Raw genomic sequence first — 22,779 nt, 5'->3', positions numbered from 1 at the left:
GACGCGTCCGGGGCAAGCCGGCCGAACGCGACGCGTTCCCGCTACCGCTCGCGGAACCCGTCGAGTCCGCGGTCGTGGAGGGCCGCGGAGACGTCCGCGACGTCCGCCCGCTGCTCGTCGTGGAGTTCGACCAGTCGTTCCTCGACCGCCTCGTGTTCGCGCGCGAGCACCTGCGCGGCCGACAGCGCGGCGTTGTACGACTTCCCGGCGTCGACGGCGACGATCGGCGCGCCGGTCGGCATCCCGATGACGGAGTCGACCGACTTCTCCTGAACCGGCACGCCGATGACGGGCACCGGGTACGCGATCGACGCGGTCATGTTCGGCAGGTCCGCGGACTTCCCCCCGGCCCCGGCGATGATCACGTCGAGCCCGCGGGCGGACGCCGTCTCCCCGTACGCGTACATCAGCTCCGGCGTGCGGTGCGCGGAGACGACGTAGCTCTCGTAGGTGAACCGGGCGTCCGGCGGCTCGTCGAAGTCGGTCTGTTCCGCGAAGCCGAGGTCGTCGAGCGCCTCGTAGGCGTCCTCCATGACGGGGAGGTCCGAGTCCGAGCCCATGATGATCCCCACGTCCGGGGTAGTCGCCGGGTCGGCGTCGGCCGCCGCCTCCGCTTCGAGCCGGTCGATCAGGTCGTCCACCGTGGTCATGGGCAGGGATTCGGCGGAGGCCGGTAAGGAAGTGCCGGATGCGGCGAGCCGGAGGGAACTTCCCCTCGAAGCGCGGTCAGAGGAGCCCCCGGAGCAGATCCCCGTCGTGGAGGTTCGCCGGGACTTCGTCGAACCACCTCGCGGCGCGGATCTCGTCCGGATCGACTCCGAGATCGGCCGTGTCGGGAATCCACCCCTCGGCGCGCGCCGCGAAGACGACGTACTCGGCCTCGAACGCGAACACGTCGCGCTCGGCGTCGACGTACGACTGCTCGAAGACGACGACCGGGTCGCCGATCGCCGCGTCGAGTCCGGTCTCCTCGCGGACCTCCCGCGCCGCCGCGGCCGCCGGCGACTCCCCCGGTTCGACCGCGCCGCCCGGGAGCACCCAGCCGTCCGACCACGAGGTCCTCACGAGCGCGAGCCGACCGTCGGGTCGCAGACGCGGACCGCAGCCGTCAGGGCGGTTCCCTCCTCCGCCCACTGGCGGAGCGCCTCGATCCGGTCCGGCGGGAGCCGGATCGACTGGCGTTCGCGTGGCGCGTCGGGTGCGAGACCGTCCGGCATCGAGTCGTCACTTGGTCGGCGCACCGGTATCAGTCGTTCGTCTGCCCAACCCTTATCAACGAAATCGGACGAAAGATACGGTAATGCCGAGCTCGACGGAAGACGGAGCGGACCGCGACGGGGAGATCCGCCTCTGGCGAGACGAGGGGTGGTGGATCGCCCGAGACGTCGGGACGGGCGTCACGACGCAGGGAGAGTCCCGGTCCGACGCGCTGGAGAACCTCGACGAGGCCGTCGCGCTCCACCGAGGAGAGATCGGTCGCGAGCCGACCGACGAGGAGCTTCGGGAACACGGGATCGACCCCGAGGAGAACGCGACCGGAGACGCGGAACCGCCCGACGTCCTCGAATAGCGTGGCGAGGCGCACGTTCTATGGGCGGGAGGTCGTGAAGGTCCTCGTCAACCGCGGCGGTTTCGAGTGGCGACGAACGACCGGCGACCACGCGCAGCTGTACTACGAGCATCCGGCGAACGAGAGGGACAGACGGCACGTCACGGTTCCGCTACACGACGAGCTTCGGGAGGGAACCCTCAGCGGTATCGCGGACGACGCCGGCGCGCGTGACTTCGACGCCTTCTGCGCGTGGATCGACCGAAACTCCTGAAGACCGGACGGTCCACGGCTACGCGTCTCGGAAGGTCAGCCCGTCGCGGAGCTCTCGCGCCCGAGAGAGCAGCGCGTCGGGGTCGGCTTCGTCGGTCGCGCCCCGGTCCGTCACCGTCAGGTGGCCCATCTTCCGGAGCGGGTACACGTCGTCTTTGCCGTACCAGTGGAGGTCGGCGTCGGGCGCGTCGAGGACGGACTCGACGTTCCGGAGCGTCGCCGCCCCCCGCTCGTCCACGTCACCGGAATCACGCCGTGATTCCGGTTGGCTCACGAGAGCCCTGCTCTCGTGAACGTCGCCGAGCACGTTCACCGTGACCGCGGGCGCGACGAGGTCGGTCGGGCCGAGCGGCCAGCCGAGGACGGCCCGGACGTGGTTCTCGAACTGCGAGGTGCGCGCGCCCTCGATCGTCCAGTGGCCGGAGTTGTGCGGGCGCGGCGCGATCTCGTTGACTAACACCTCGCCCTCGCGCGTCTCGAACAGTTCGATGCCGTAGACTCCCCGGCCGTCGAGCACGTCGAGCACGTCGCGCGCGACCGACTCGGCCTCGGCGACGACCGCGTCGTCGGCCCGGGCCGGACTGACGCTCTCGCGGAGGATCTCCTCGCGGTGGACCGTCTCCGTGACCGGGTAGGTCCGCGTCTCGCCGTCCGCGCCCTTCAGACCCATCACGGCGACCTCGCGCTCGAAGTCGAGGAACTCCTCGGCCATCGCGGCGCCGCCGATCTGATCGAGCGCGTCGGCCGCCTCGTCGGGCGTCTCCACCGAGACGTTGCCGCGGCCGTCGTAGCCGCCCTGGCGGGCCTTCAGCATGACGCCGCCGAACTCCTCGACGACGCGTTCGAGCCCCTCGGCGGTCGCGACCGCGACGAACTCCGGGACGGGGATCCCGGCGTCCGCGAGCGCCTCCTTCTGGACCAGCTTGTCCTGTATCGTCTCCAGGGTGCCGGGGTCCGGGTGGACCGGCACGCCGTGCTCCTCGCTCGCGGCCGCGAGGCGGTCCGGGTCCGCGAGCTCGATCTCGAAGGTCAGGGCGTCGACGCGGGCCGCGAGCTCGTCGAGTGCGTCCGCGTCGTCGAAGTCGCCGACGATCTGGTCGGTCGCGACCGGCGCCGCCGGACAGTCGGGCGTCGGGTCCAACACGACGAGGTCGACGCCGAGCGGCGCCGCGGCTTCGGCCAGCATCCGGCCCAGTTGTCCGCCGCCGACGACGCCGAGCGTCGGCCCCGGAAGGGTGATCGACATGTGCGAGTCGGTACCCAACAGAGATGAATAAGTATTGCCAAAACACGATCGAGATAGGCACGAACGCGCATCGATCGAGCGGGAGGAGCGCCCGACGACGTCGCCGAGAGCCGAGGCGACCGGTCGGTCACTCCCGGCGCAACAGGAGGAACCCGCCGGCCACGACCAGCAGCAGGCTCACGAGCCCGACGACCTGCGTGAGGCCGACGCCGAACCCTTCGAGCGGCGCGCCGTCGTCCGAAGCGTCCCCGCTCCCGTCGCCGGTCGCGCCGGCGCCGCCGCCGTTCCCGGAGTCGGCGTCGTCGGTGGACTCGACGACCGAGACGGTTCCGACCTCGGTCGAGCCCACGGCCACGTCGTACTCGCCGACCTCGGGGAACCGCGGCGTGAACGTGACGCGCCGCGTCGCGTCGGCGGGGACCGTGATCGTCCGGTCGGCGACGAGCTCGCCGTTGATCCGCAGGCCGACGTTCGTCGTCCCCTCGGCGTCGCCCGCGTTCCGCAGCCTGACCGCCACCTCCGTCTCGCTCTCGGGGGACACCTCGGCCGCGCCGAGCGAGGCCTCGGCGACCGTCACGTCGGACTGCGGGCCGCCGACCGCGAAGTAGGAGAACCCGGGCGTCTCGGCGACGTAGACGCCGTCGCCCTCGTACGTCGTCGGGAGCTCGCGCCACCGGTTGTTGACGTAGCGGTACAGGGCGACGCCCTCGGGCGACTCCGCGTCGGAGAACGCCGACATCTCCGTCTCGAAGCGGATCTCGGCGGACTCGACGGCGCCGGAGTCGAAGGTGGTCGGCTCGATCTCGAAGACCGACACCGTCTCCGCACCCTCGTGGTCGCGCACGCCGTCGGGCAGCTCCGAGGGGGCCATCGCCGTCGCCTCGACGCCGAACGAGAGGATCTCCGAGGAGGGGGCGACCGAGAGCGCGGCGAGCGTCGCGTTCGGCGTCGCCGTCCCGTTCGGCAGGTCGGCCTCGACGACCTCGTCGGTCCCGACGCTGCCCGCGGAGAGGGTCGCGGTGCCGTTCGCCATCTCGACCGAGGCCGCGGTCGTCTCGACGGCGTCGCCGCTCGGCGGAGGCGCGACGGCGCCGCCGCCACCGCCGCCATCGGTGTCGGCGCCGTCCGACCCGTCTCCGCCGCCCGAACCGTCACCGCCGTCCGACCCGTCCGAACCGTCGCTGCCGTCGGCACCGTCTGATCCGTCGCCGCCGTCCGACCCGTCCGAACCGTCGCCGCCGTCGGCGCCATCGCCGACCGCGAGGTCGACGCGGCGGACCTCGCCCGGCTCCCACTCGATCGCGTCGTCGGTCGAAGCGACCTCGCCGTTGACCCGGAACTCGACGGTCGCGCCCGCGTCGGCGTCGGTCCCCTCGACGACGAGCTTCCGGTCGAACGCCGAGGAACCGCCGTACGCGCCGATCTGGGTCGTGGTGAGGCTCCCGCGCAGTTCGCCGTCGACGTACGCCGTGACCTCGACGCCCTCGGGGGCAGGCTCGCCGTCGACGGTTATCTCGCCGAAGTAGGCGGCCGGCGTCGGAGGCGGCCCGTCCTGCGCGACGGCCGCCGGGGCGCCGGCGACCGCGGAGACGACCAGCAGCGAGGCGATGACGACCGTGAGCGATTTCGAGGGAGTTCGTGACATGAGGGATCGTCCCACGCCGGTCCGAACGGAGCGCCCCTGTGGGGCGTCCGAGCGTCGCGGGGGGAGGGACGTGAGACACCACGCCACCGAGGATAAGTAGGTATTAACCGATTGCTACGACGGATTACCGCGGCGGCGCCGGCGGTAACGAGTCGTTTCGCCGGCCGACGGCGTCGCGCCGTCGGCGGGACCCGGATCCGCTCCGGGCGGCGGCGACGGACCGGCGGACCCGCGCAGCGTTCCCGGCCGGCGTGACGCGACCGACTGAGGCAATCACTCATGTTCGTGATCATATCGGCCAATACATTAGTCGGCCGTCGCCGTAGAAAGTGGTATGTTACCAACAGACACGAGACGCGACGGGGAACGGGGTGGGAGACGCGGATTGCGCGCCGACGGCGGTGCGTCCGTGGGAGACGACGGACGTGGCCGCCGTGGGGACGCGACCGGAGACGACGGCGTCGGATCCGCCGACTCCGAGAGTGGCGACGACGGGCGGAGACCGCTCGGCCCGGCGGACTCGGAGTCGGTCGTCGACCGGGACGACCTGCTCGGGATCCTGGGGAACCGCCGGCGCCGGCTCCTGTGGGCACTGCTCCACCGCCGCGACGGCCCCGTGAGCCTCGCGGAGGCCTCTCGCCGGGTCGCCGCCCGCGAACGGGGGATCGATCCGGCGGCCGTCGCAAGCGAGGAGCGGAAGAGCGTGTACGCGTCGCTGTACCAGCACCACTGCCCGGTGATGGCCGAGGCCGGGGCCATCGAGTTCGACCGGGAGGCCTCGACCGTCGCGGCGGTCCCCGCCGCCGAGCGACAGCGGTTCCTCGACCTCGAGATCGACTCGCGGGCCGTCGCCCGAGCGGTCGCGGGCGCGCTCGCCGCCGCCGCGGGGCTCGTCGGCGTCGGGTGGGCCCTGAACGCGCCGGGGCTCGCCTCCCTCTCCCCGGTCGGGTTCGGGGTCGCCGTCGCGGTGAGCGCCGGGGTCTCGGCCGCCGTGTACGCGGCGGTCGTCTCGCGGCGGTACCCGGTTCTGCTCGGCGACCTCCTGAGCGCCGCGGACGGGACGGAGCGGTGAGTGCGCGAAGAGGCCGGCCGGTCGGTCGAGACGGAGCCTCAGACGGAAATCCGTTCGAGGTCGCTTTCGAGGCCGTCGACGAACTCGTTGTACGCCGCGACGAAGCCGCGGAACCCGTCCGCGTACTCCCGGACGTCGGCCGCGGAGGGCGCGCCGTACTGCGAGAGGAGGTAGAGGCCGCCCGACCCGCCGATCCGGAGGTACGAGACGCTCCCCTCGTCGTACTTCAGTTCCCAGCGGTCGCCCTCCACGCGCGCCGTGAACGTCCCGTAGTCGTCGCCCTCGTACCGGTGGATCTCCCCCGCGATGACCGCGCAGGTCTCGCGGATCGCGTCGAGGACGCGGTCGCGCTCCGCCACCACGCCCTCGGTGGTCGCCGGGTCCGGGAACTCGGCGCTCACGTCGTCGAGGACGCCGGACAGCGAGTCGACGTGGTCGTTCCAGGCCGCCACGAACGCCGCGTAGTCGTCGAGCGCGACCGCGAGGTCGGCGGGGTCCGGCGGCTGCTTCGTCGAGATGACGTACGTGTCCGAGCCCGACTTCGGCGAGAACAGGAGGAACTCCAGTTCACCCGCCTCGTGTTTCACCGTCCACTCGCCGCCGCGCGTCGACAGCGTCTCCCGGCCGTAGTCGCCGCCCTGGAGCCGCGCGAGCTGGTAGGCGATCGCCCCGGCGTGGTCGCGCACGGCGGCGACGAGCTCGTCGCGCCGCTCCGCGACGGCCGCGGCGTCGCGCACGTCGAGGTCGATCCCGAGGTCTGCCTGCGTCGTCACGGGGTTACTGGGCGCGCCACCCGGTTAACCGGTTCGGGTCGCCCGCCGGGCGTCGGCCGCCGGCCCGCGCCGGCGCGGTCACTCGATCGTCTCGCGGATCTCCCGGACCCGGTCCGGCTCGTCGATCCCCGACCGGATCACGACGGCGAACACCTCGTCGCCCTCCGGGACCGGCGCGTCGCCGCTCAGGATCGCGTCCGAGCCGGCCTCCTCGGCGAGCCAGCGCCGCCCGTCGGCGATCGCCTCGCGGTTGAGCCACGCCGGCGGGCCGCCGACCACGAGCAGGGTCCGGTCGGCGCGCCCGTCGGGGACCTCGACCGTGTTCTTCCCGCGGGTCGCCTTCCGGATCACCGTCTCGATTGCCGACACCGCGGCGCTCGTGTCGACCTCGGCCGGCTCCGAGGAGCCGAACAGCCCGAGCCCGAACTTCGAGCCCGAGTCGGGCGCGTCGACCGCCTGCGTCGCGTGCCCGATCGCCGCGATTTCGCCGTCACCGCCCGCCGCGCGGGCGACGTCGCTCGCGTCGAGCACCTGCTGGGGCGTCTCCGTGCCCTCCGGCGTCTCGCCCGCGCCGAACAGGGCCGCGATCCGCTCGGCCGCGACCCCGTTGAGCCGGTCTCGCGCCCCGCCGAGCGTCTCGCTCGGACGGAGCCACGCCGCGTTGTCGAAGGGGAAGACCGCCGCGCACTCCTCGGAGAGCGCGTCGAGCGTCCGGGCCGCGTTCCGCTCGGCGAGCGGGCGGTGCGGGGTCGGCGGCGCGGGCCCGTCACCGGCTCCCGCGCCCGCCCCCGCGCCGCTCGCCCCGCCGGCGGACGCGCTTCGCGGGGCGTCGTCGTCCGGTTCCTCTGTCTCGTCGCGGGTGGGGAGGAAGCCGAAGGCGTAGACTGGGGCGTCGTAGAGCCGCGAGAGCTCCGCGGCGAGCGCGGGCGCCGCGCCCGCGCCGGCCGCGCCGCCGAGGCCGACGACGAGCAGGAACGCCTCCGCGAGCGACGGCCGCTGGTCGTCCATGGCCCGCCCGAGCTCGCTCGCGTGCGCCTCGCCGAGGCGACGCCCGGCGTGGAGGTCGCCCTGGAGCCCGTCCCCGCCCGCGGCGTCGCCGAACCGGTACCGACGCTCCTCGCCGAGCGCGTCCAGCGCCCCGAGCGCGTCCATGTCGGTGTCGAAGGCGTTGACGCCCCCGAGGAACGGGTCGTCGCCGTGCGCCGCGGCGAGCCGGTCGGCGACCCGCCCGCCGGCCCCGCCGAGTCCGATGACGTGGAGTCGCATACGTGGCCCGGTCGTCGACCGAGGATATATGACTTCGGCTCGCCGCGAACCGTTACCGAACCGCCCTGCGCCCGCGACGGCTCAGAACTCGTCGAGCTGACGCTGTCCGGCGGAGATCTCGGGCCCCGAGTCCGGCTCGACGCCGAGCAGGCGCAACAGCGCGGTGTCCGCGAACGTCAGCGCCAGCACGAGGATGATCGGCGCGAGGAACAGCCCGTGGAAGCCGAACACGGCCGGGCCGAAGATGTACGCGAGCATCAGCAGCCCGACGTGGGTTGTCTTGCCGCTGAAGTACGGCCGCAGGACGATGTCGGGGATGGTGTCGACGACCACGACCGCGACCGCGAGGAACCCCGCGACGTACACGAGCAGCGAGAGGTCGCCGTCGAGCGCGAGCGGGACCGACATCGCCGCCGCGATCGGGATGTAGACGATCTTCATCCCGATCACGGGGATCAGGCTGGCGACGCCGGTGAGCGCGCCGGCGAGCGTGGGGTACGGGATCTCGACGGCGGCCGGGGCGACCGCGTTGTACCCGAGGTAGGTGACGACGGCGATGATGCCGATGGCGATGACGTTGAGCAGGTTCCCGTACAGCACCGCCTCCAGCTCGTCGTCGGCGGTCTCGAGGTACTCGCGGACGACCGCGTCGTCGTCGAACGAGAGGAGCCAGCTGTGGAACCGGGACCCGTCGATGAGCAGGTAGTAGGTCACGACGATGGTGATGAGGAGGTTCAGGGCGAGCCCCGAGAGGGTGCTCGCCAGCAGCGACGCCTGTTCGGAAACGAGGTCGATGAGGGGGTCGAACTGCCCCGACCGGTACGCCGCGAGCAGCTCGTCGGCCGTCGGGTTCGACAGCTCCGCGAGGTCGCCGATCACCGAGTTCTCCGCGCCGATGGTGTCGGCCACCGGGTACGTCTCGATGAACCGGCGCGCCTCCAAGATCAGCAGCACTAGGGTGTAGCTCACCAGGCCGATGAGCGGCACGCCGATGAGCGACAGCGACATCACGGCGCGCACCCGAGCCGGCAGTCGGAAGCGTTCGAGCCGGTGGTAGAACCGCCGCGTCGAGTAGTAGAGGAAGACGGCGACCGTGAGCGGGGCGACGAACCGGTAGGCCACGTAGCCGGCGACGAACGCGACCGCGAGGCCGAAGAGGGCGACGACGAACCGCTTTTCGTCCATGGGCCACGGTCGCCATCGTCTGACATAAACCATGGTGGTCGCCGCGGCTCGCCCGCGCCCGGGACTCGCCGCCGCGCGGATCCCAAAGCCCCTAACGGCGGGCGGTGAAGGAGGGCCTATGAACGACATTCACCCGGACCAGCGCGTCGCGGTGTTGGCGGACTCGCAGAACCTGTACCACTCCGCACAGAGCGTCTACTCGCGGAACATCGACTACTCCGGCCTCCTCGAAGAGGCCGTCGCGGACCGGTCGCTCGTGCGCGCCATCGCGTACGTCATCCGCGCCGACTCGCCCGAGGAGGAGAGCTTCTTCGAGGCGCTCCGCGACATCGGCTTCGAGACGAAGATCAAGGAGATCAAGACGTTCGCCGACGGGTCGAAGAAGGCCGACTGGGACCTCGGGATGAGCCTCGACGCCGTCTCCTTAGCCAGCCACGTCGACACGGTCGTCCTCTGTACCGGCGACGGCGACTTCGCCCGGCTCTGCTCGCACCTCCGCCACGAGGGCGTCCGCGTGGAGGCGATGGGGTTCGGCAACTCGGCCGCCGACGAGCTGATCGCGGCCGCCGACGACTTCGTCGACCTCGCGGAGAAGGAGGAGACGTTCCTGCTGTAGCCGGCGAGCGTCCAGTCCGGCGTTGCGAGCGGGCGCCCGAGCGCGGCCGCGCTCACCCGAGCAGCGCGGCGACCGTCTCCTCGACCGCCGCCGCCGCCGCCTCGACCTCGCGCACCCGGACGTACTCCCGCTCGGCGTGCGCGACCGCGCCTGCCTCGTCGGCGAGGTCTCCGGGCCCGAACACGACCGTCGGCGCCGGCGCGAAGTAGGAGGCCTCCGTCGCCGCGCCGAACGGCCGGACGCCGCCCCCGCGCTCGTCCGAAAGGCCGACCGCGTCGCTCGCGTCGCGCGCCGCGTCGGCGACGGTTCGGACGAGGTCGTGGTCCGGGTCCGTCGCGAACGCCTCCAGGAACGGCGACTCGCGGTCGGTGAGCGCGACGGCGGCGTCGACGCCCCGGTCGCCGGCCGGGCCGCTCGCGAGCGACTCCCGCACCGCGTCCGCGAGCGACGACCGGAACTCCTCGGCGGTCTCCGGCGGGACGCTCCGCCGGTCGACCGTTATCTCGCAGTCCGCCGGCACCTGGTTCGTCGCCGCGCCGCCCTCGACGACCGTGGGAGTGAGCTTCGGCGGCCCCAACTGCGGGTGGGCGGTCGCGTCCGCGTCGAACGTCCGGACCGCTGCGAGCGCGTCCTCGGCCGCCGCGACCGCGTTCGCGCCCGCGAACTCGGCGGCGTGCGCGGCGACCCCGGACAGCTCGACGGTCGCCTGGAACCGCCCCTTCGCGGCGGTGCAGGCGTCGAGCCCCGTGGGCTCGCCGACGAGGTACAGGTCCCCGTCGAGCCGGTCGTCGGTCCCCGGCAGCCGGCCGGTCAGGGCCGCAGCGCCGAGCGACAGCGCCTCCTCGTCGGGGGTGAGCGCGAGCGTGAGCCGCCCGCGGTCGGGGTCGGCGGCGAGGAAGCCGGCGAGCAGCGCCGCGAGCGGCCCCTTCGCGTCGCAGGCGCCCCGGCCGCGGATCACCTCGTCCGGGTCGTCCCCGGCCCCCGTCTGAGCGCCGCGCTCGCTGTCGCGCGCCGGCCCGCGCTCGAACGCGACGTGCGGCGTCACCGCGTCGAGGTGCGTGTTCAACACGAGGTGCGGCCCCGCCTCGGGCGCCGGCGAGCGCTTCTCCGCGAGGACGCAGCCGTCCGCGACGACCGCGGGGTCGGCGCCCCGTCGGTCGAGGAGGTCGACGACGGACTCGCGCATCTCGTCGGGCGACTCGTGGGAGGGGATCCGGACCGCGTCTTCGAGGAACGAGACCGGGTCGAAGTCGGGCCCCGCGTCCGAACCCGAGCCGGCATCGCCGTCGCCGCTCATCTGGGGTCGGCGGGGAGCGCCCCCGAGAACTCGTGGGCGACGGGGCCGGCGAGCGTGGCGTGGCCGCGGTCCGGTACCGTTATCCGCAGTTCGCCGCCCGGCGGCCGGCTCACGGCCGACTCGCCCTCGATCAGGCCCAGGCGGCGGGCGGCCGCGACGACCGCGACCGCGCCGGTGCCGCAGGAGCGCGTCTCGCCCTCGACGCCGCGCTCGAAGGTGCGCTGGTCGAGGACCGCCGGTCCGTCGCCGCCGCCGTCGTCGACGACGGCGGCGAGATTAACGTTCGCGCCCTCGGGGAAGACGTCGGCGTGTCGGACCGGCGGCGCGACCGCGTCGAGGTCGACCGCGTCGATCCCGTCGGGGTCGTCGCGGCCGCCGTCGACGAACGCGACCGCGTGCGGGACGCCGGTGTGGACGGCGGTGACGGGCAGCCCCGCGACCGGCTCGTCGACCAGCGGCTCGTCAGCGAGCGCGCCCTCGCGGGCGACCGGGACGCGGCGGGGGTCGAACGTCGGCTCGCCCATCTCGATGGTGGCGGCGCTCCCGTCCGCGGTCACCGTGGCGCGGCGGGTGCCCGCCTGCGTGTCGATCATGAACTCGCGGTCGCCAGTCCGGTCGTGAGCCCAGCGCGCGACGACGCGGGCGCCGTTGCCGCACATCGTCGCGGTGGAGCCGTCCGGCTGGACCAGCGTCATCACGACGCGGGTCGGGTCGAACCGCTCCTCGATCGACAGGAAGAGGACGCCGTCCGCGCCGCGTCGGCCCGACGGCGCGCCGCGGTCGTCCGCAGCGGTGAAGTCGCCGCCGTCGACGCCCGTCTCGCGGTCGCAGTGCGCCCGCGCGAACGCCGCGCGGTCGCCGACGTTCTCGTCGGCCGCGTCGACGACGAGGAAGTCGTTGCCCGTGCCGTGGTACTTCTCGACCGGGACGGCGTGGGTGCTCATCGGCCGCCCTCCGTCCGGTCGGCGCGGGCACGCGCCGCCTCTCGCTCGACCGTCGTCAGATCGTCGAGCGCCTCTCGGCGCCGGACGACCGTCGCGGTCCCGTCGTCGAGCGCGACCTCCGCCGGCCGCGGTCGTGAGTTGTATTGGCTCGCCATCTCGTACCCGTACGCGCCCGCGGTCCCGACCGCGAGGAGGTCCCCCCGGTGCGGGTCGGCGAGCGCGCGGTTCGTACCCAGCGTATCGCCGGTCTCACAGATAGGTCCGGCGACCGTGACAGGGGTTGCCTCCCGCTCGGCAACGGGGGGCGCGTCGCCCCCGTCGCGGTCCCGCCCGCCGCCCAGGTTGCGGATCGGGTGGTAGGCGTCGTACATCGCCGGGCGGAGCAGGTCGGTCATCCCCGCGTCGGCGCCGACGACCGTCTCGTCCGGCGTCGGCTTCACCGTGTTCACCCGCGTCAGGAGGACGCCGGCGTCCGCGACGACGTAGCGCCCGGGCTCGACGGCGAGGTCGATGCCGTCGGGCAGCGGCGCGACCGCCTCGCGGGTGGCCTCGGCGACCGCCGGCAGGTCGAGCGGCGGGGCGTCCTCCTCGTAGGGGACGCCGAACCCGCCGCCCACGTCGACGTAGTCGAGGTCGACGGGGGCCGCGTCGCCGTCCGGGTCGGCCAGCTCGCGCGCCAGGTCGCCCATCCGCGCGACCAGTTCGCGGTGGCTGTCCAGCTGCTCCGGGTCGATCCCCGAGCCGGCGTGGGCGTGGACCCCGACCACGTCGAAGCGCTCGGCCGCGTCTCGCGCCGCGTCCGCGGCCCGGTCGTACGGGATTCCGAACTTCGCGGCGCCGCCGGTGGTGACCTTCTCGTGGTGGCCCGCGCCCACGCCGGGGTTCACCCGGACGCAGACGCGGCCGTCGTAGCCCCGCTCCAGGAGGCGGTCGAGCGTGTCGACGGCGCCGACGGTGACGGTGAGGTCCGGCTCCGCCGCGGCGACGCCGGCGACGTAGTCGAGGTCGCGGGCCGGCGGGTTGACCGCGGTGTAGTGGAGCCGCGAGCCGTCGAAGCCGGCGGCGAGCGCGCGGTCGACCTCGCCCGCCGAGGCGCACTCGGCGTCGAGGCCCGCGTCGCGGACCGCCTCCAGGACGGCGCGGCCGGTGTGCGCCTTGACGGCGTACCGTACGTCGGCGTCGGGGAACGCCGCGAGCAGCCGCTCGCAGTTCTCGCGGACGCGGTCGAGGTCTTGGACGTACAGCGGCGTCTCGTGCGCGGCCGCGAGGTCGCGGAGGCGGTCGGCGTCCCAGTCGCTCACGCGGCGGACCGGGGGGTTCTCGTCGGGGGCGGTCGGCGCCGCGCTCGCGTCCGCGTCGCTCATTCCCGGAGCGCGTCCTCCCGCCGCGTCGCCTCCAGCGTCTCCTCCTCGACGTGCGTCGCGACGACCGCGGGCTTGTACGCGCCGCCCTCGAAGAGGTCGTGGTCGCCGACGGACGACTCCACCATCCGGGTGAACGCGCGGCGCTCGGCCGGGAGGTGGCCGTAGACGACCTCCTCCTCGACGAGGTCGTAGACGGGGATCCGGGGCGTGAGAAGCGTGTTCTCCCCGACGATCGAGTCCTCGCCGACGCGGAACCCGCTGGTGACGCGACAGCCCGCGCCCAGCGAGACGCCGTCCTCGATGATCACCGGCGCGTCCTCGACCGGTTCGAGGACGCCGCCGATCAGCGTGTTGGCGCCGAGCTTGACGTTCTCGCCCAGCTGCGCGCAGGAGCCGACCGTGTCACAGGAGTCGACGAGGGTGCCGTCGCCGACGTACGCGCCCACGTTGACGAACGAGGGGCTCATCATGATACAGTCGCTGCCGAGGTACGCGCCGCGGCGGATCGTCGTCCCGTCCGGGGTGTTCCGCGTGCCGCGCTCGGCGAGGTCGTCGGTGTCGCGCAGCGGGAGCACGTCGTGGTAGGTGACGCCGCCGTACTCTCGCGGCTCCGTCTCGCGCAGGCCGAAGTTCAGCAGGATCCCCCGCTTGACCCACTCGTTGGCCTCCCACGAGGTCACGTCGTCGCCGGTCTTCTCGGCGGCGCGGACCTCGCCGGCCTCCAGGGCGGCGAGGAACTCGTCTATCACGGCCGCGTCCGCGTCGGTCGCGTCCGCCGCGGTCAGCCCGTCCTGATAGCGGTTCCACAGGTCGGCGACGTCGGCTTCGAGGCTCATTGGCTGGAGTATGGATGAGTGTCGGTATTTACTCGTCGATATTCAGATGTTCTGAGGTTATTCATCGGCGCCCCCGTCGGTGCGGTCGGTCCCGTCGTCGGCCGCGTCGAGCACGTCGTCGAACCCGTACCAGCCCGGGTCGCGGCCGGCGAGCCACGCGGCGGCGTCGAGCGCGCCCTCGGCGAACACCCCGCGGTCGCCGGCGCGGTGCGTGAGTTCCAGCGTCTCGCGGTTGCCGGCCAGCAGGACCTCGTGTTCGCCGGTCACGTCGCCCGCCCGGCGGGCGTGGACGCCGACCTCGCCCGGGCTTCGGGGCGCGTCGCCCTCGCGGCCGTGGACGCGCTCGTCGAGGTCGCCGCGCACGGCCGCCACGTCGTCGAGGATCGACTTCGCGGTCCCCGAGGGGGCGTCGCGCTTCGCGTTGTGGTGCGTCTCGGTCAGCTCCGCGTCGTAGCCGGGCAGCGCCGCGGCGGCCTCGCGGACCGCGCGGCGGAGCGCGGCCACGCCCCGGGCGAAGTTCGACGCCTTGAGCACGGGCACCGCCTCGCTCGCGGCTCGGAGGTCGGCGACCTGGGCGTCGGCGAACCCCGTCGTACCGGTGACGAGCGGGACGCCCGCGTCGGCGCAGGTCTCGGCGTACGCGACCGCGGAGTCGGGGCCGGTGAAGTCGATCAGGGCGTCGGGCGCCTCCCTCGCGAGCAGATCGTCGAGGTCGGCGGCGTCGGCGACCGGGACGCCCGCGACCGGCTCGGTCTCGGTCCGGTTGACCGCGACCGCGACCGCGACGCCCTCGCGGTCGGCGGCCGCCTCGATCACCTCGCGGCCCATGCGGCCGCCCGCGCCGGTGACGGCGAGCGAGAGCGCGTCCGCGCTCATTCCGCGCCCTCCGTCGCCGCGGGGTCGACGGCCGTCGGGTCGATCGCTCCCGGCGCCTGCTCCTCGTACGCGGCCAGCAGGTCGCGGAGCGACTCGCGTCGCTCGGCCGAGAGCCGCGAGAGCGGCGAGCGGACGCGGGGGCCGCCCCGGCCCCGGATGTGCATGGCCTCCTTCACCGGGATCGGGTTCGTCTCGGCGAACAGCTCGCGGACGAGCGGCGACAGCTCGTGGTGGAGCGTCCGCGCGCGGTCGTAATCGCCCGAGAGCGCGGCACCGACCATCGCGCAGGTCCGCTCGGGCTCGACGTTGGCGACCACGCTGATCGTCCCCGTGCCCCCGATAGAGAGGACCGGCAGCGTGAGGCCGTCGTCGCCCGACAGCACGGCGAACGCCTCGTCGCGGGTGCGCTCGATCACCTCGCTGATGAGGTTGAGGTCGCCCGAGGCGGCCTTGTACCCGCGGACGTTCGGGTGTTCGGCGAGCTCGGCGGTCACGTCGACCGGGATCGACTGGCCCGTCCGGCTCGGCACGTTGTAGACGATCTGCGGGAGGTCCACCTCGTCGGCGATGGTGCGGTAGTGGTCGAGGAACCCCTGCGGCTCGGGCTTGTTGTAGTACGGCGAGATCAGGAGGAGGCCGTCGGCGCCCGCGTCGGCCGCGCGCCGCGACAGCGAGAGCGCCTCCGCGGTGTTGTTCGAGCCGGTGCCGGCGATGACGGGGATGTCGTCGAGGGCGTCGCGGACCGTCTCGATCACCGCGACGTGCTCGTCGTGGCTCATCGTCGCCGACTCGCCGGTCGAGCCGACGGGGACGACGCCGTCGACGCCCGCGCGTTCGAGGAACCGGGCGTTCGCGGCGAGCTGGTCGTGGTCGACCGCGTCGCCGTCGGTGAAGGGGGTCGTCATCGCGGGGTACACGCCCTCGAAGGGCGCGTCGGTCGGTTCGCCGTCCGTCGCGTCGTGCGTCGCGTAGGGTGTCGTGGTGGTCGTGTCTGTCATGGGTGCTGCGGTGAGTCCGGGTCGGTGAACGGGTCGATGCGCGCGAGCCGGGGGTCGTCCGGGACGGGGTCGCCACTCCCGCCGGCGGACGGCTCACGCGCGTTTTTTCGAGAAGAGCCGCGCCGCTGGCGTCGACTGCGGGCCGCGTGCGGACGCGGGTCGGGTCACATCGCCATATGGATCGGTCGCGCGCTTATACGTTGTGTCTCGGGTCGAAACTGCCGCGGCGGTCGCTCACGGACCCGCTCCGCGGCCGTCGCGGCGGACGGCGGGCCGCGTCGCGAGCGCGACCGCCGCGACCGCGGTCGCGAGGTTCAGCCGGAACGTCGGCCTGTCGAACCCGGCCACCGCCTCGACCGCCACAGCCGCGACACCGGCTCGCGGTCGGCGACGCGGTTCGCGAGCGCCGCCTCGGCGGTCCGGACGGGGACCGAGGGCTCGCACATTTATGCCGGCCGGGCGACTCTGGGAGACGCATGAGCGACCCGTCCGACGACGCCCGCGACCCGATCGACGGCGACGACGTCCCCGACCCGGCCCCACCGGACGAACCGACGGCGGCCGACGAGATCAGCGCCGACACCGACGCCGCCCGCCACGAGTACGACCCGGACGCCGAGCACGCGTTCCCCGACGAGCGCCTCAACGAGGTCCTCGCGCGGCTCGAATCCGACGAGGAGGTCGTCGCCTACCTGGAGGCGCAGAACGTCAACCCGGTCGCGCGGAAGGGGTACAACGACCACGGCGCCAAGCACGTCGGGATCGTCCGCGACCGAGCGCTCCGGCTGTACGACCTGCTCAAGTCCGGCGGCGTCGAGTTCAACGGCGCCCGCCAGCAGGGGCTCGACGAGGCGGACGAGCCCGTGATCGTCGCGCTGGCGGCGACGCTCCACGACATCGGCCACGTCGTCCACCGCCACGACCACCCATACTACTCGATCCCGCTGGCGGCGGACCTGCTGGACGACCTGCTCCCGGCGTTCTACGGCGTGGCGGACCGGGTGCGCGTGAAGGCGGAGGTGCTCCACGCGATCCTGTGTCACCACACGGAGGAGCAGCCGCTCACGCTGGAGGCCGGCGTGGTCCGGATCGCCGACGGCCTCGACATGGAACGCGGGCGCTCGCGGGTCCCCTACGAGGAGGGCGGGCGCGGGATCAACACCGTCTCCTCGCAGGCGATCGAGCGCGTCTCGCTCCGCGAGGGCGACGAGACCCCCGTTCAGGTCGTGATCCGGATGAACAACGCCGCCGGCGTCTACCAGGTCGACTCCCTGCTCAAGGCGAAGATCGAGGGCTCGCTGCTCGAAGACCGGATCCGGACCGTCGCGATCAACACCCACAGCGACGGGCGGGACGGGAACGGCTCGATCGTCGACCGGATCGAGCTCTGAGCCGGCCGACCCCCCCCCCGATCCCGACGACGCGGCTCAGGGACCGCGGAGCGTGTCGCCGGCCCCGTTCCGGTGGGACGCCTCGTCCGCGACGCTCGTCGCCGCGACGGTCGCGGTCTGCGCGAGGCGGTCGGGCGTGAGCCCGCCGCGGAGCTGGCTCCCCTCGGCGGCGCCGCCCCCCAGCACGGGCGCCGCCTCGAACCCGTTGGAGCGCGCGCCGGTCGCCGCGATCCCCGGCTGGTTGACGACGAGGCGCCCGGGCGCGAGCCGCTCCGCGGCGCGTCGCGCGCGGCGCTGCTGGGTGGTGTGGACCGCCGCGGCGTGCGGGGACCCGATCTCCGCGGCGAGCGCGAGCGCGCCGTCGAACCCGCTCCGACCGTGGACCGCGACCGCGGGGATCCCGGGCAGCGCCGCGAGCCGGTCGTCGACGCCGTCGGGCTCGGCGACGAGGAACGCCGCCTCGCGGGCCGCGCTCGGGAGGTCGAGTTCGGCCGCCAGCCACCGCGGCGAGTTCCCGCGGGGGTCCGTCGCCCCGTCGTCGGCGTCGCCGAGGAGCGACCGCAGCCGGTCGCGCTCGGCCGCGTCGAGGACGTAGCCCCCCTCCGATTCGAGCGCGGAACACAAGGAGTCGACCGCCGGCGACACCGTGACGACCGCGGCGTCGCCCGCGGGGTGCGCGCCGAAGTCGTACGTCGCGCCGACCGCGACGCGCGTCGCCACGGCCTCGGCCGGGACCGACCCGTCCGCGACGGCGACGACGCCGTCGGCGCCGGCGGCGAGGTTCGGCGTCCCGCAGCGCTGCCCCGCCGCGACCGTCGCCGCGGAGCCGGCCGCGACGACGAGGTCGGCGCGCTCGAACAGCGCGTCCGTCTCGGGCTTCGCGGCGGGCGCCGGCAGCATCGAGACCGCGCCGGTCGGCGCCCCCGCGTCGGCGAGCGCGCGGCGGACGGTCTCGACGACCACGTCGCACGTCTCGACGGTCGACGGCGAGGGCGCGAAGACGACCGCGTTCCGGGCGGCGAGCGCGTACAGCGAGAGGACCGCGGGGATCACGACCGGGTGGGTCGCGGGGACCGCCGCGCCGACGACGCCGACCGGCCCGGCGACGGTCACGGTCCCGCGCGCGCCGTCGCGGTCGACCACGCCGGCGGTCGGCGCGTCCCGCAGCGTCCGCCGAGCGGCGTCGAGCGCGGTCGCTATCTTCTCGGCCTTCGTCCCCGGGTGGCCGCGCCCGGTCTCGTTGGCCGCCGACCGCGCGAGCCGGCTGACCGTCTCCCTGTCGGCCAAGCGCTCGCCGACCGACCGCACGAGCGCGTCGACGTCGCCGGGGTCCCACGCCGCCAGATCGTCGGCGGCCGCCCGCGACGCCGCGACGGTCCGCGACGCGCGGGTCGGCAGGTCCGCGGCGCCCGTCCCGGACCCGCCTGACGTCGAGCCGCCGTCGCCCGCCGCGTCGGAGTCGGTGTCGGCGTCGTCGTCGGGCGCGTCGGCCCCGTCCGGCGCCGCCCCGGCGGACTCGACCGGCTTGGCGTCGTCCCGGCCGCTCGGTTCCGCCTCGTCGAGCCGGGCCGACGCCTCCGCCTCGTCGCCCCCGCTCCCACGGTCCTCGTTCATGGGAGCGAGTGTGACGGTGACGCCCTTATTCTCACCCAGTGAAACACTGTGCCACCGCGCGCGAGAGTCGTCACCGAAGAAACAGTTATACCGGTGGGTGTGGTGCGGAAGCACGTATGACGGAGGCGTCGGAGCTCGTTGGCGCCGTCGAGCGCCGGCTCGACTTCCTCGAACGGCTCGCCGCGGAGCCGCTGCGTAAACACGAGCTCGTCGACGCGCTCGGCCACTCCCGGTCGACGGTGAACCGGGCGATAGACGAGCTCGAGGCGGCCGGGCTCGTCGCGAGCGAGACCGACGGCTATCGGACGACGCTGTCCGGCCGCCTCCTCGCCACCGAGTACCGCGAGTTCCTGACGGCCGCCGACGACCTCGCGGCCGCGGGCGACGTGCTGGACCCGCTCGGCGCGGACGTCGACGTCGACCCCGCGGTCCTCCGCGAGGCGGAGACGTACCGGGCCGCGGCCCCGGACCCCTACCGGCCGCTGGAGGTGCTCGACGGAGCGCTCGCCGACGCGGACGCGGTCGCGGCCGCGCTGCCCGCGTTCCCCTACCCGCGGGTCGCGGAGCGGCTCCGGCGCACGGCCGCGGGCGGCGGGACCGTCGACCTGGCGCTCGCGGACCGGGCGTACCGACACGCCGCCGAGCGCTTCGCGGACGACCTCGGCGCCGTCGCGCGGCGGGAGGGGTCCCGCGTCGCCGCGGTCGACGCCGTCGACGCGGGGGTGGTCGCGGCCGACGGGACCGCGCTGCTTCTCACCTTCGACGACGGCGGGACGCTCCACGGGGCGGCGGCGTCGACCGAGCCGGAGGCCGTCGAGTGGGCGGAACGGAAGGTGCGGGGACTGATCGACCGCGGGCACGACACGGGCGACGCGCTCGCGGCGATGGACGACGCCGAGACGGGCGAGACCGGGCGCGACGCGCGCGGTAGCGACCGATCCGAGGGGGAGGCCGGCGACTCGTCGGCGGGCGGCGACCCCGACGCGACCGACGGCCGGGAGCGATCCGCCGGGGCGGACGAGAAGACAGGGCACACCGGCGGTCGGCTCTTCGGGGGGACCGGGTCCGACGACACCGGGCGGAGCCCGCTCTCGGCGCAGGGGTTCCACGCGGTCGACGAGGACCGGCTCTCCGGCGAGCCGGACCCGTACGGACCGCTCCGCGCGACGGCGTCGTTCCCGGAGGTCGACGCGGGGTACGTCCTCGACAGGACCGCGGTGCGCGACGGCGAGCGGCGGTCGATCGCCGGGCTGCTCGTCGACGGGCTCACTGAGGGCACCGACCACGCGCTCGTCGGCCCGCCGGGCAGCGGCAAGAGCACGGTGTGCCGGAGCGTCGCGGTCGAGTGGTACCGGTCGGGACGCGGTCCGGTGACGTACCGGCCGAGCGACGGCGGCGACCCGTTCGCCGCGACGGAGCGGCTCCGCGAGCGCGTGACCGCGGGGGACGGCCACCACCTCGTGGTCGTCGAGGACGCGGTCGACCCCGGGGCCGCGGAGGCGGTCGGTCTCGCCCGCGAACTGGCCGACCGCGACGACGTGTCCTTCCTGTTCGACGCCCGCGAGGAGCCGTACGACGACCCCGACGGGCTCCCGCTGTCCCCGGCCGACCTGCGCTACCGCCGGGAGATGGCGACCGTGCGGATGCCCCGGCTCGACGCGCGCGAGGTGGAGCGGTTCGTCGCCCACGTCGCCGACCCGGGGGAGAGCGCGGCCGGCGCCTCGGGAGAACGCGAGACAAGCGACGGGACGGCCGGACGCAGCGGAGACGCCGGCCCCGAGTCCGGACTGGAGGCGGCGGTCGCGGAGGCGGTCCGGGAGGTCCGGAACCGGCCGCCGCCGACGGCGGACGTGGCGGCGCTCGTGAACCTCCTCAACGTCGCCGGCGTGGGCGACGTCGGGACCCTGGCGTACGCGCTCGTCGACGGGCCGGCGGGGAGTTCGGGAGGCGACCCCGAGGGGGGCGACGGCGACCCGTCGCCGACCGTCGACGGGGTGCGGCGCGCGCTCGACCGCCTCGTCGGGACCGCCCTCGTCTGCTCCGGGGACGAGGGGTACCGCGCGGTCCACGACGAGTGGTCGGTGCTGTTCCTGGAGCGGCTCGTCGAGCGGGAGCCGGCGCCGATCGTCGCCAGGCGCGTGGGGCGGGCCGTCTCGCGGGTGCTCGCGCTCGCGGACGACCCGACGCGGCGCGCCCGCGTCCGGCGCGCCGTTGGCGGCGACGCGCCGACGGTCGATCGGATCGAGCGCGACCCGGGCGCGTGGGCGGCGGAGACCGTCCGGGCGGTGTACGGCGTGGGCCGTCGCTACCCCCGGCTCGCGCCGCTGTACGGGCGCGTTCGCTACGCCTGGATCGACCTCCCGGACGCGTGCCCGGACGGCCTGCGCGACCGGCCGCCGGAGTGGGTGGCCCGGATGTACGTCGACGCCGGCGACCTCGACGGGGCGACGGCGGCGCTCGACGCGTGGCGGCCCGCCGACGAGGCGGGCGCCGCCGAGCGCCAGCGCGGGTACGGCGACGTGGCGCGGCGGCGCGGCGAGTACGACGCGGCGCGCGAGCGGTACGAGCGGGCCGAGGAGCTGTTCGGGGCCGCGGGCGACCGCGGCGGGCTCGCGGCGGCCGTCCGCGGTCGCGCCCAGGCGGCTCACTTCGACGGGGACTTCGAGGAGGCCTACGAGGCGGCCTCGCGGGCGTACGCCATCGCCGTCGAGGTCGGCGACCCCATCGCGGAGGCGAAGGCGCTGATGGACGTCGGCAACGCGCTCGACGGGCTCGACGGGACCGACGCCGTCCTCGCCCACTACCGGGTGGCCGGCGACCTGTTCCGCGCCTACGACGACACGCACGGGGCGGCGAACGTGCGCGCGAACCAGGCGGTGGCGCTGCGCCGTCGCGGCGACCTCGACGCGGCCGAGCGGACGGCGCGGCGCTCGCTCGACGGCTACCGGACGGTCGGCGACGAACACCGCGAGGCCATTTCGCTTTTGAACCTCGCGGCGGTCGCCGAGCAGCGCGGCGCCGTCGGCGAGGCGGTAGCCCGCGCGGCGGAGGCGCGGGCCATCGCCGAGCGGGTCGGCTCGGAGCTGTACGAGGCGTTCGCGCTGAGCCACCTCGGCAGCGCGGCCCACGTCGCCGGCGACCTCGACCGGGCGGAGCGGTACCTCACCGACGCGTTGGACCGCCTCGACGCGCTCGGCGCCGACACGCGCTGCGCGATGGTGACCGCCATCTTGGCGGAGGTCGCCATCGACCGCGGCGACCTCGGCGCGGCCGAGCGGCGGGTCGACCGGACCGCGTCGCTGCTCGACGACCACGCGGGGCACAAGCGGCTGGCGGAGTTAGACCGGGTCCGGGGCCGGCTGGCGCTGGCTCGGGGGGACGGCGACGCCGCGGCGGCCGCGCTGGAGTCCGCCGTCGAGTCGGCCCGCGCCGGCGGGTTCACGCAGGTCGAGGCGCAGGCGCTCGCGACGCTGGGCGCCGCGGCGGCCCGGCGCGGGGACGGCGAGGCGGCGGCGTCCCGGCTGACCGCGGCGCTCGACCTCGGCCACCGGATCGAGGCGGTTCGGGCGGTCGTCGCGGCCGCCGACGAGCTGGCCGGTCTCCTCGGCGAGAGTCCCGGCGGCCCGACCGCGACGGACCGCGAGGCGGTGGCCGAGGCGCTGCGGGAGTCGCCGCCCGAGGCGGTCCCGGCCGAGTCGGCCGCCGACCCGGCGGCGTACCGGGCGCTCGCCGACCGCTGGCGCGTCGACGGCGACGGCGCCGCGACGTACCCGCCGCTCGGGTGAGCCGCGGGCGGTGTCGCAACCGCTTTGGGCGCGCGCGGAGAACCGCGGC

20 protein-coding genes and 1 pseudogene are annotated in these 22,779 nt (G+C 74.5%); 6 read left to right on the top strand and 15 right to left on the bottom strand.

The window, feature by feature from the left end:
* Nucleotides 1-41: 41 nt before the first annotated feature.
* Nucleotides 42-650 (bottom strand): 5-(carboxyamino)imidazole ribonucleotide mutase, encoded by a 609-nt coding sequence (gene purE / locus EXE48_RS01490; protein WP_053771567.1) that lies wholly within the window; start codon nt 648-650, stop codon nt 42-44.
* Nucleotides 651-726: 76 nt separating this feature from the next.
* Nucleotides 727-1,217 (bottom strand): annotated as a pseudogene (locus tag EXE48_RS01485) (NUDIX hydrolase).
* 83 nt (nt 1,218-1,300) lie between these two features.
* Here EXE48_RS01485 and EXE48_RS01480 point away from each other — a divergent pair.
* Together EXE48_RS01480 and EXE48_RS01475 are read left to right on the top strand one after the other, a co-directional pair.
* A complete protein-coding gene (locus EXE48_RS01480) occupies nt 1,301-1,570 on the top strand; it encodes a type II toxin-antitoxin system HicB family antitoxin (RefSeq protein WP_053771568.1) in 270 nt (89 codons plus the stop codon).
* Between the two features lies 1 nt (nt 1,571).
* On the top strand, nt 1,572-1,823 hold the full coding sequence (locus tag EXE48_RS01475; protein WP_137710624.1) for a type II toxin-antitoxin system HicA family toxin: 252 nt from the start codon (nt 1,572-1,574) through the stop codon (nt 1,821-1,823).
* 18 nt (nt 1,824-1,841) lie between these two features.
* Here the strand turns inward: EXE48_RS01475 and EXE48_RS01470 are convergent, their stop codons facing one another.
* Nucleotides 1,842-3,068 (bottom strand): 5-(carboxyamino)imidazole ribonucleotide synthase, encoded by a 1,227-nt coding sequence (locus tag EXE48_RS01470; protein WP_137710623.1) that lies wholly within the window; start codon nt 3,066-3,068, stop codon nt 1,842-1,844.
* Nucleotides 3,069-3,195: 127 nt separating this feature from the next.
* A complete protein-coding gene (locus EXE48_RS01465; RefSeq protein ID WP_053771571.1) occupies nt 3,196-4,713 on the bottom strand; it encodes a PGF-pre-PGF domain-containing protein in 1,518 nt (505 codons plus the stop codon).
* A 409-nt stretch (nt 4,714-5,122) separates the two neighbouring features.
* On the opposite strand from EXE48_RS01465, the gene EXE48_RS01460 reads away from it, so the two are divergent.
* Entirely contained in the window at nt 5,123-5,785 is a 663-nt protein-coding gene (locus EXE48_RS01460) for a DUF7344 domain-containing protein (protein WP_233561592.1), read from the top strand.
* Between the two features lie 38 nt (nt 5,786-5,823).
* On the opposite strand, the gene EXE48_RS01455 is transcribed toward EXE48_RS01460, so the two are convergent.
* The 3 genes from EXE48_RS01455 to EXE48_RS01445 all read right to left on the bottom strand — a co-directional run bounded on the left by EXE48_RS01455 (nt 5,824) and on the right by EXE48_RS01445 (nt 9,009).
* Nucleotides 5,824-6,558: a profilin-fold protein gene (locus EXE48_RS01455; protein ID WP_137710622.1), complete on the bottom strand. Its 735-nt coding sequence runs from the start codon at nt 6,556-6,558 to the stop codon at nt 5,824-5,826.
* A 78-nt stretch (nt 6,559-6,636) separates the two neighbouring features.
* Nucleotides 6,637-7,824 (bottom strand): FtsZ/tubulin family protein, encoded by a 1,188-nt coding sequence (locus EXE48_RS01450; RefSeq protein WP_137710621.1) that lies wholly within the window; start codon nt 7,822-7,824, stop codon nt 6,637-6,639.
* Nucleotides 7,825-7,905: 81 nt separating this feature from the next.
* Complete coding sequence (locus EXE48_RS01445; RefSeq protein WP_137710620.1) at nt 7,906-9,009, bottom strand: AI-2E family transporter; 1,104 nt, start codon at nt 9,007-9,009, stop codon at nt 7,906-7,908.
* Between the two features lie 118 nt (nt 9,010-9,127).
* Between EXE48_RS01445 and EXE48_RS01440 the strand changes: the two genes are divergently transcribed.
* Nucleotides 9,128-9,625 (top strand): LabA-like NYN domain-containing protein, encoded by a 498-nt coding sequence (locus EXE48_RS01440; RefSeq protein WP_053771576.1) that lies wholly within the window; start codon nt 9,128-9,130, stop codon nt 9,623-9,625.
* Nucleotides 9,626-9,677: 52 nt separating this feature from the next.
* On the opposite strand, the gene EXE48_RS01435 is transcribed toward EXE48_RS01440, so the two are convergent.
* From EXE48_RS01435 to EXE48_RS19195, 7 genes are all read right to left on the bottom strand, one after another.
* On the bottom strand, nt 9,678-10,922 hold the full coding sequence (locus tag EXE48_RS01435) for a M20/M25/M40 family metallo-hydrolase (RefSeq protein WP_137710619.1): 1,245 nt from the start codon (nt 10,920-10,922) through the stop codon (nt 9,678-9,680).
* Entirely contained in the window at nt 10,919-11,866 is a 948-nt protein-coding gene (gene dapF / locus EXE48_RS01430; RefSeq protein WP_137710618.1) for a diaminopimelate epimerase, read from the bottom strand. Before dapF ends, EXE48_RS01435 begins: the two co-directional genes overlap by 4 nt.
* Nucleotides 11,863-13,230 carry a diaminopimelate decarboxylase gene (gene lysA / locus EXE48_RS01425; RefSeq protein ID WP_137710617.1) on the bottom strand — a complete coding sequence of 456 codons (1,368 nt, stop codon included), beginning with the start codon at nt 13,228-13,230 and terminating at the stop codon, nt 11,863-11,865. The genes dapF and lysA overlap by 4 nt, the downstream gene beginning before the upstream one ends.
* Nucleotides 13,227-14,066 carry a 2,3,4,5-tetrahydropyridine-2,6-dicarboxylate N-succinyltransferase gene (locus EXE48_RS01420; protein ID WP_053771580.1) on the bottom strand — a complete coding sequence of 280 codons (840 nt, stop codon included), beginning with the start codon at nt 14,064-14,066 and terminating at the stop codon, nt 13,227-13,229. Before EXE48_RS01420 ends, lysA begins: the two co-directional genes overlap by 4 nt.
* 57 nt (nt 14,067-14,123) lie before the next feature.
* Nucleotides 14,124-14,942: a 4-hydroxy-tetrahydrodipicolinate reductase gene (dapB, locus tag EXE48_RS01415; protein WP_053771581.1), complete on the bottom strand. Its 819-nt coding sequence runs from the start codon at nt 14,940-14,942 to the stop codon at nt 14,124-14,126.
* The gene (dapA, locus tag EXE48_RS01410) at nt 14,939-15,940 is read right to left on the bottom strand and encodes a 4-hydroxy-tetrahydrodipicolinate synthase (protein WP_121599150.1); all 1,002 of its coding nucleotides are present in this window, start codon (nt 15,938-15,940) and stop codon (nt 14,939-14,941) included. Before dapA ends, dapB begins: the two co-directional genes overlap by 4 nt.
* Before the next feature lie 234 nt (nt 15,941-16,174).
* Nucleotides 16,175-16,303: a hypothetical protein gene (locus EXE48_RS19195; RefSeq protein ID WP_274595424.1), complete on the bottom strand. Its 129-nt coding sequence runs from the start codon at nt 16,301-16,303 to the stop codon at nt 16,175-16,177.
* A 113-nt stretch (nt 16,304-16,416) separates the two neighbouring features.
* Between EXE48_RS19195 and EXE48_RS01405 the strand changes: the two genes are divergently transcribed.
* A complete protein-coding gene (locus EXE48_RS01405; RefSeq protein ID WP_137710616.1) occupies nt 16,417-17,331 on the top strand; it encodes an HD domain-containing protein in 915 nt (304 codons plus the stop codon).
* Between the two features lie 36 nt (nt 17,332-17,367).
* Here the strand turns inward: EXE48_RS01405 and EXE48_RS01400 are convergent, their stop codons facing one another.
* Nucleotides 17,368-18,945: an aldehyde dehydrogenase family protein gene (locus EXE48_RS01400; protein ID WP_137710615.1), complete on the bottom strand. Its 1,578-nt coding sequence runs from the start codon at nt 18,943-18,945 to the stop codon at nt 17,368-17,370.
* A gap of 116 nt (nt 18,946-19,061) precedes the next feature.
* Here EXE48_RS01400 and EXE48_RS01395 point away from each other — a divergent pair, with 116 nt between their 5' ends.
* A complete protein-coding gene (locus EXE48_RS01395) occupies nt 19,062-22,730 on the top strand; it encodes a transcriptional regulator FilR1 domain-containing protein (RefSeq protein ID WP_137710614.1) in 3,669 nt (1,222 codons plus the stop codon).
* The last annotated feature ends 49 nt before the right edge of the window (nt 22,731-22,779 follow it).

This window comes from Halorubrum sp. ASP1, from assembly GCF_005435135.1.
GTDB lineage: Archaea > Halobacteriota > Halobacteria > Halobacteriales > Haloferacaceae > Halorubrum > Halorubrum tropicale.
This window is presented reverse-complemented; position numbering and strand designations above follow the sequence as displayed.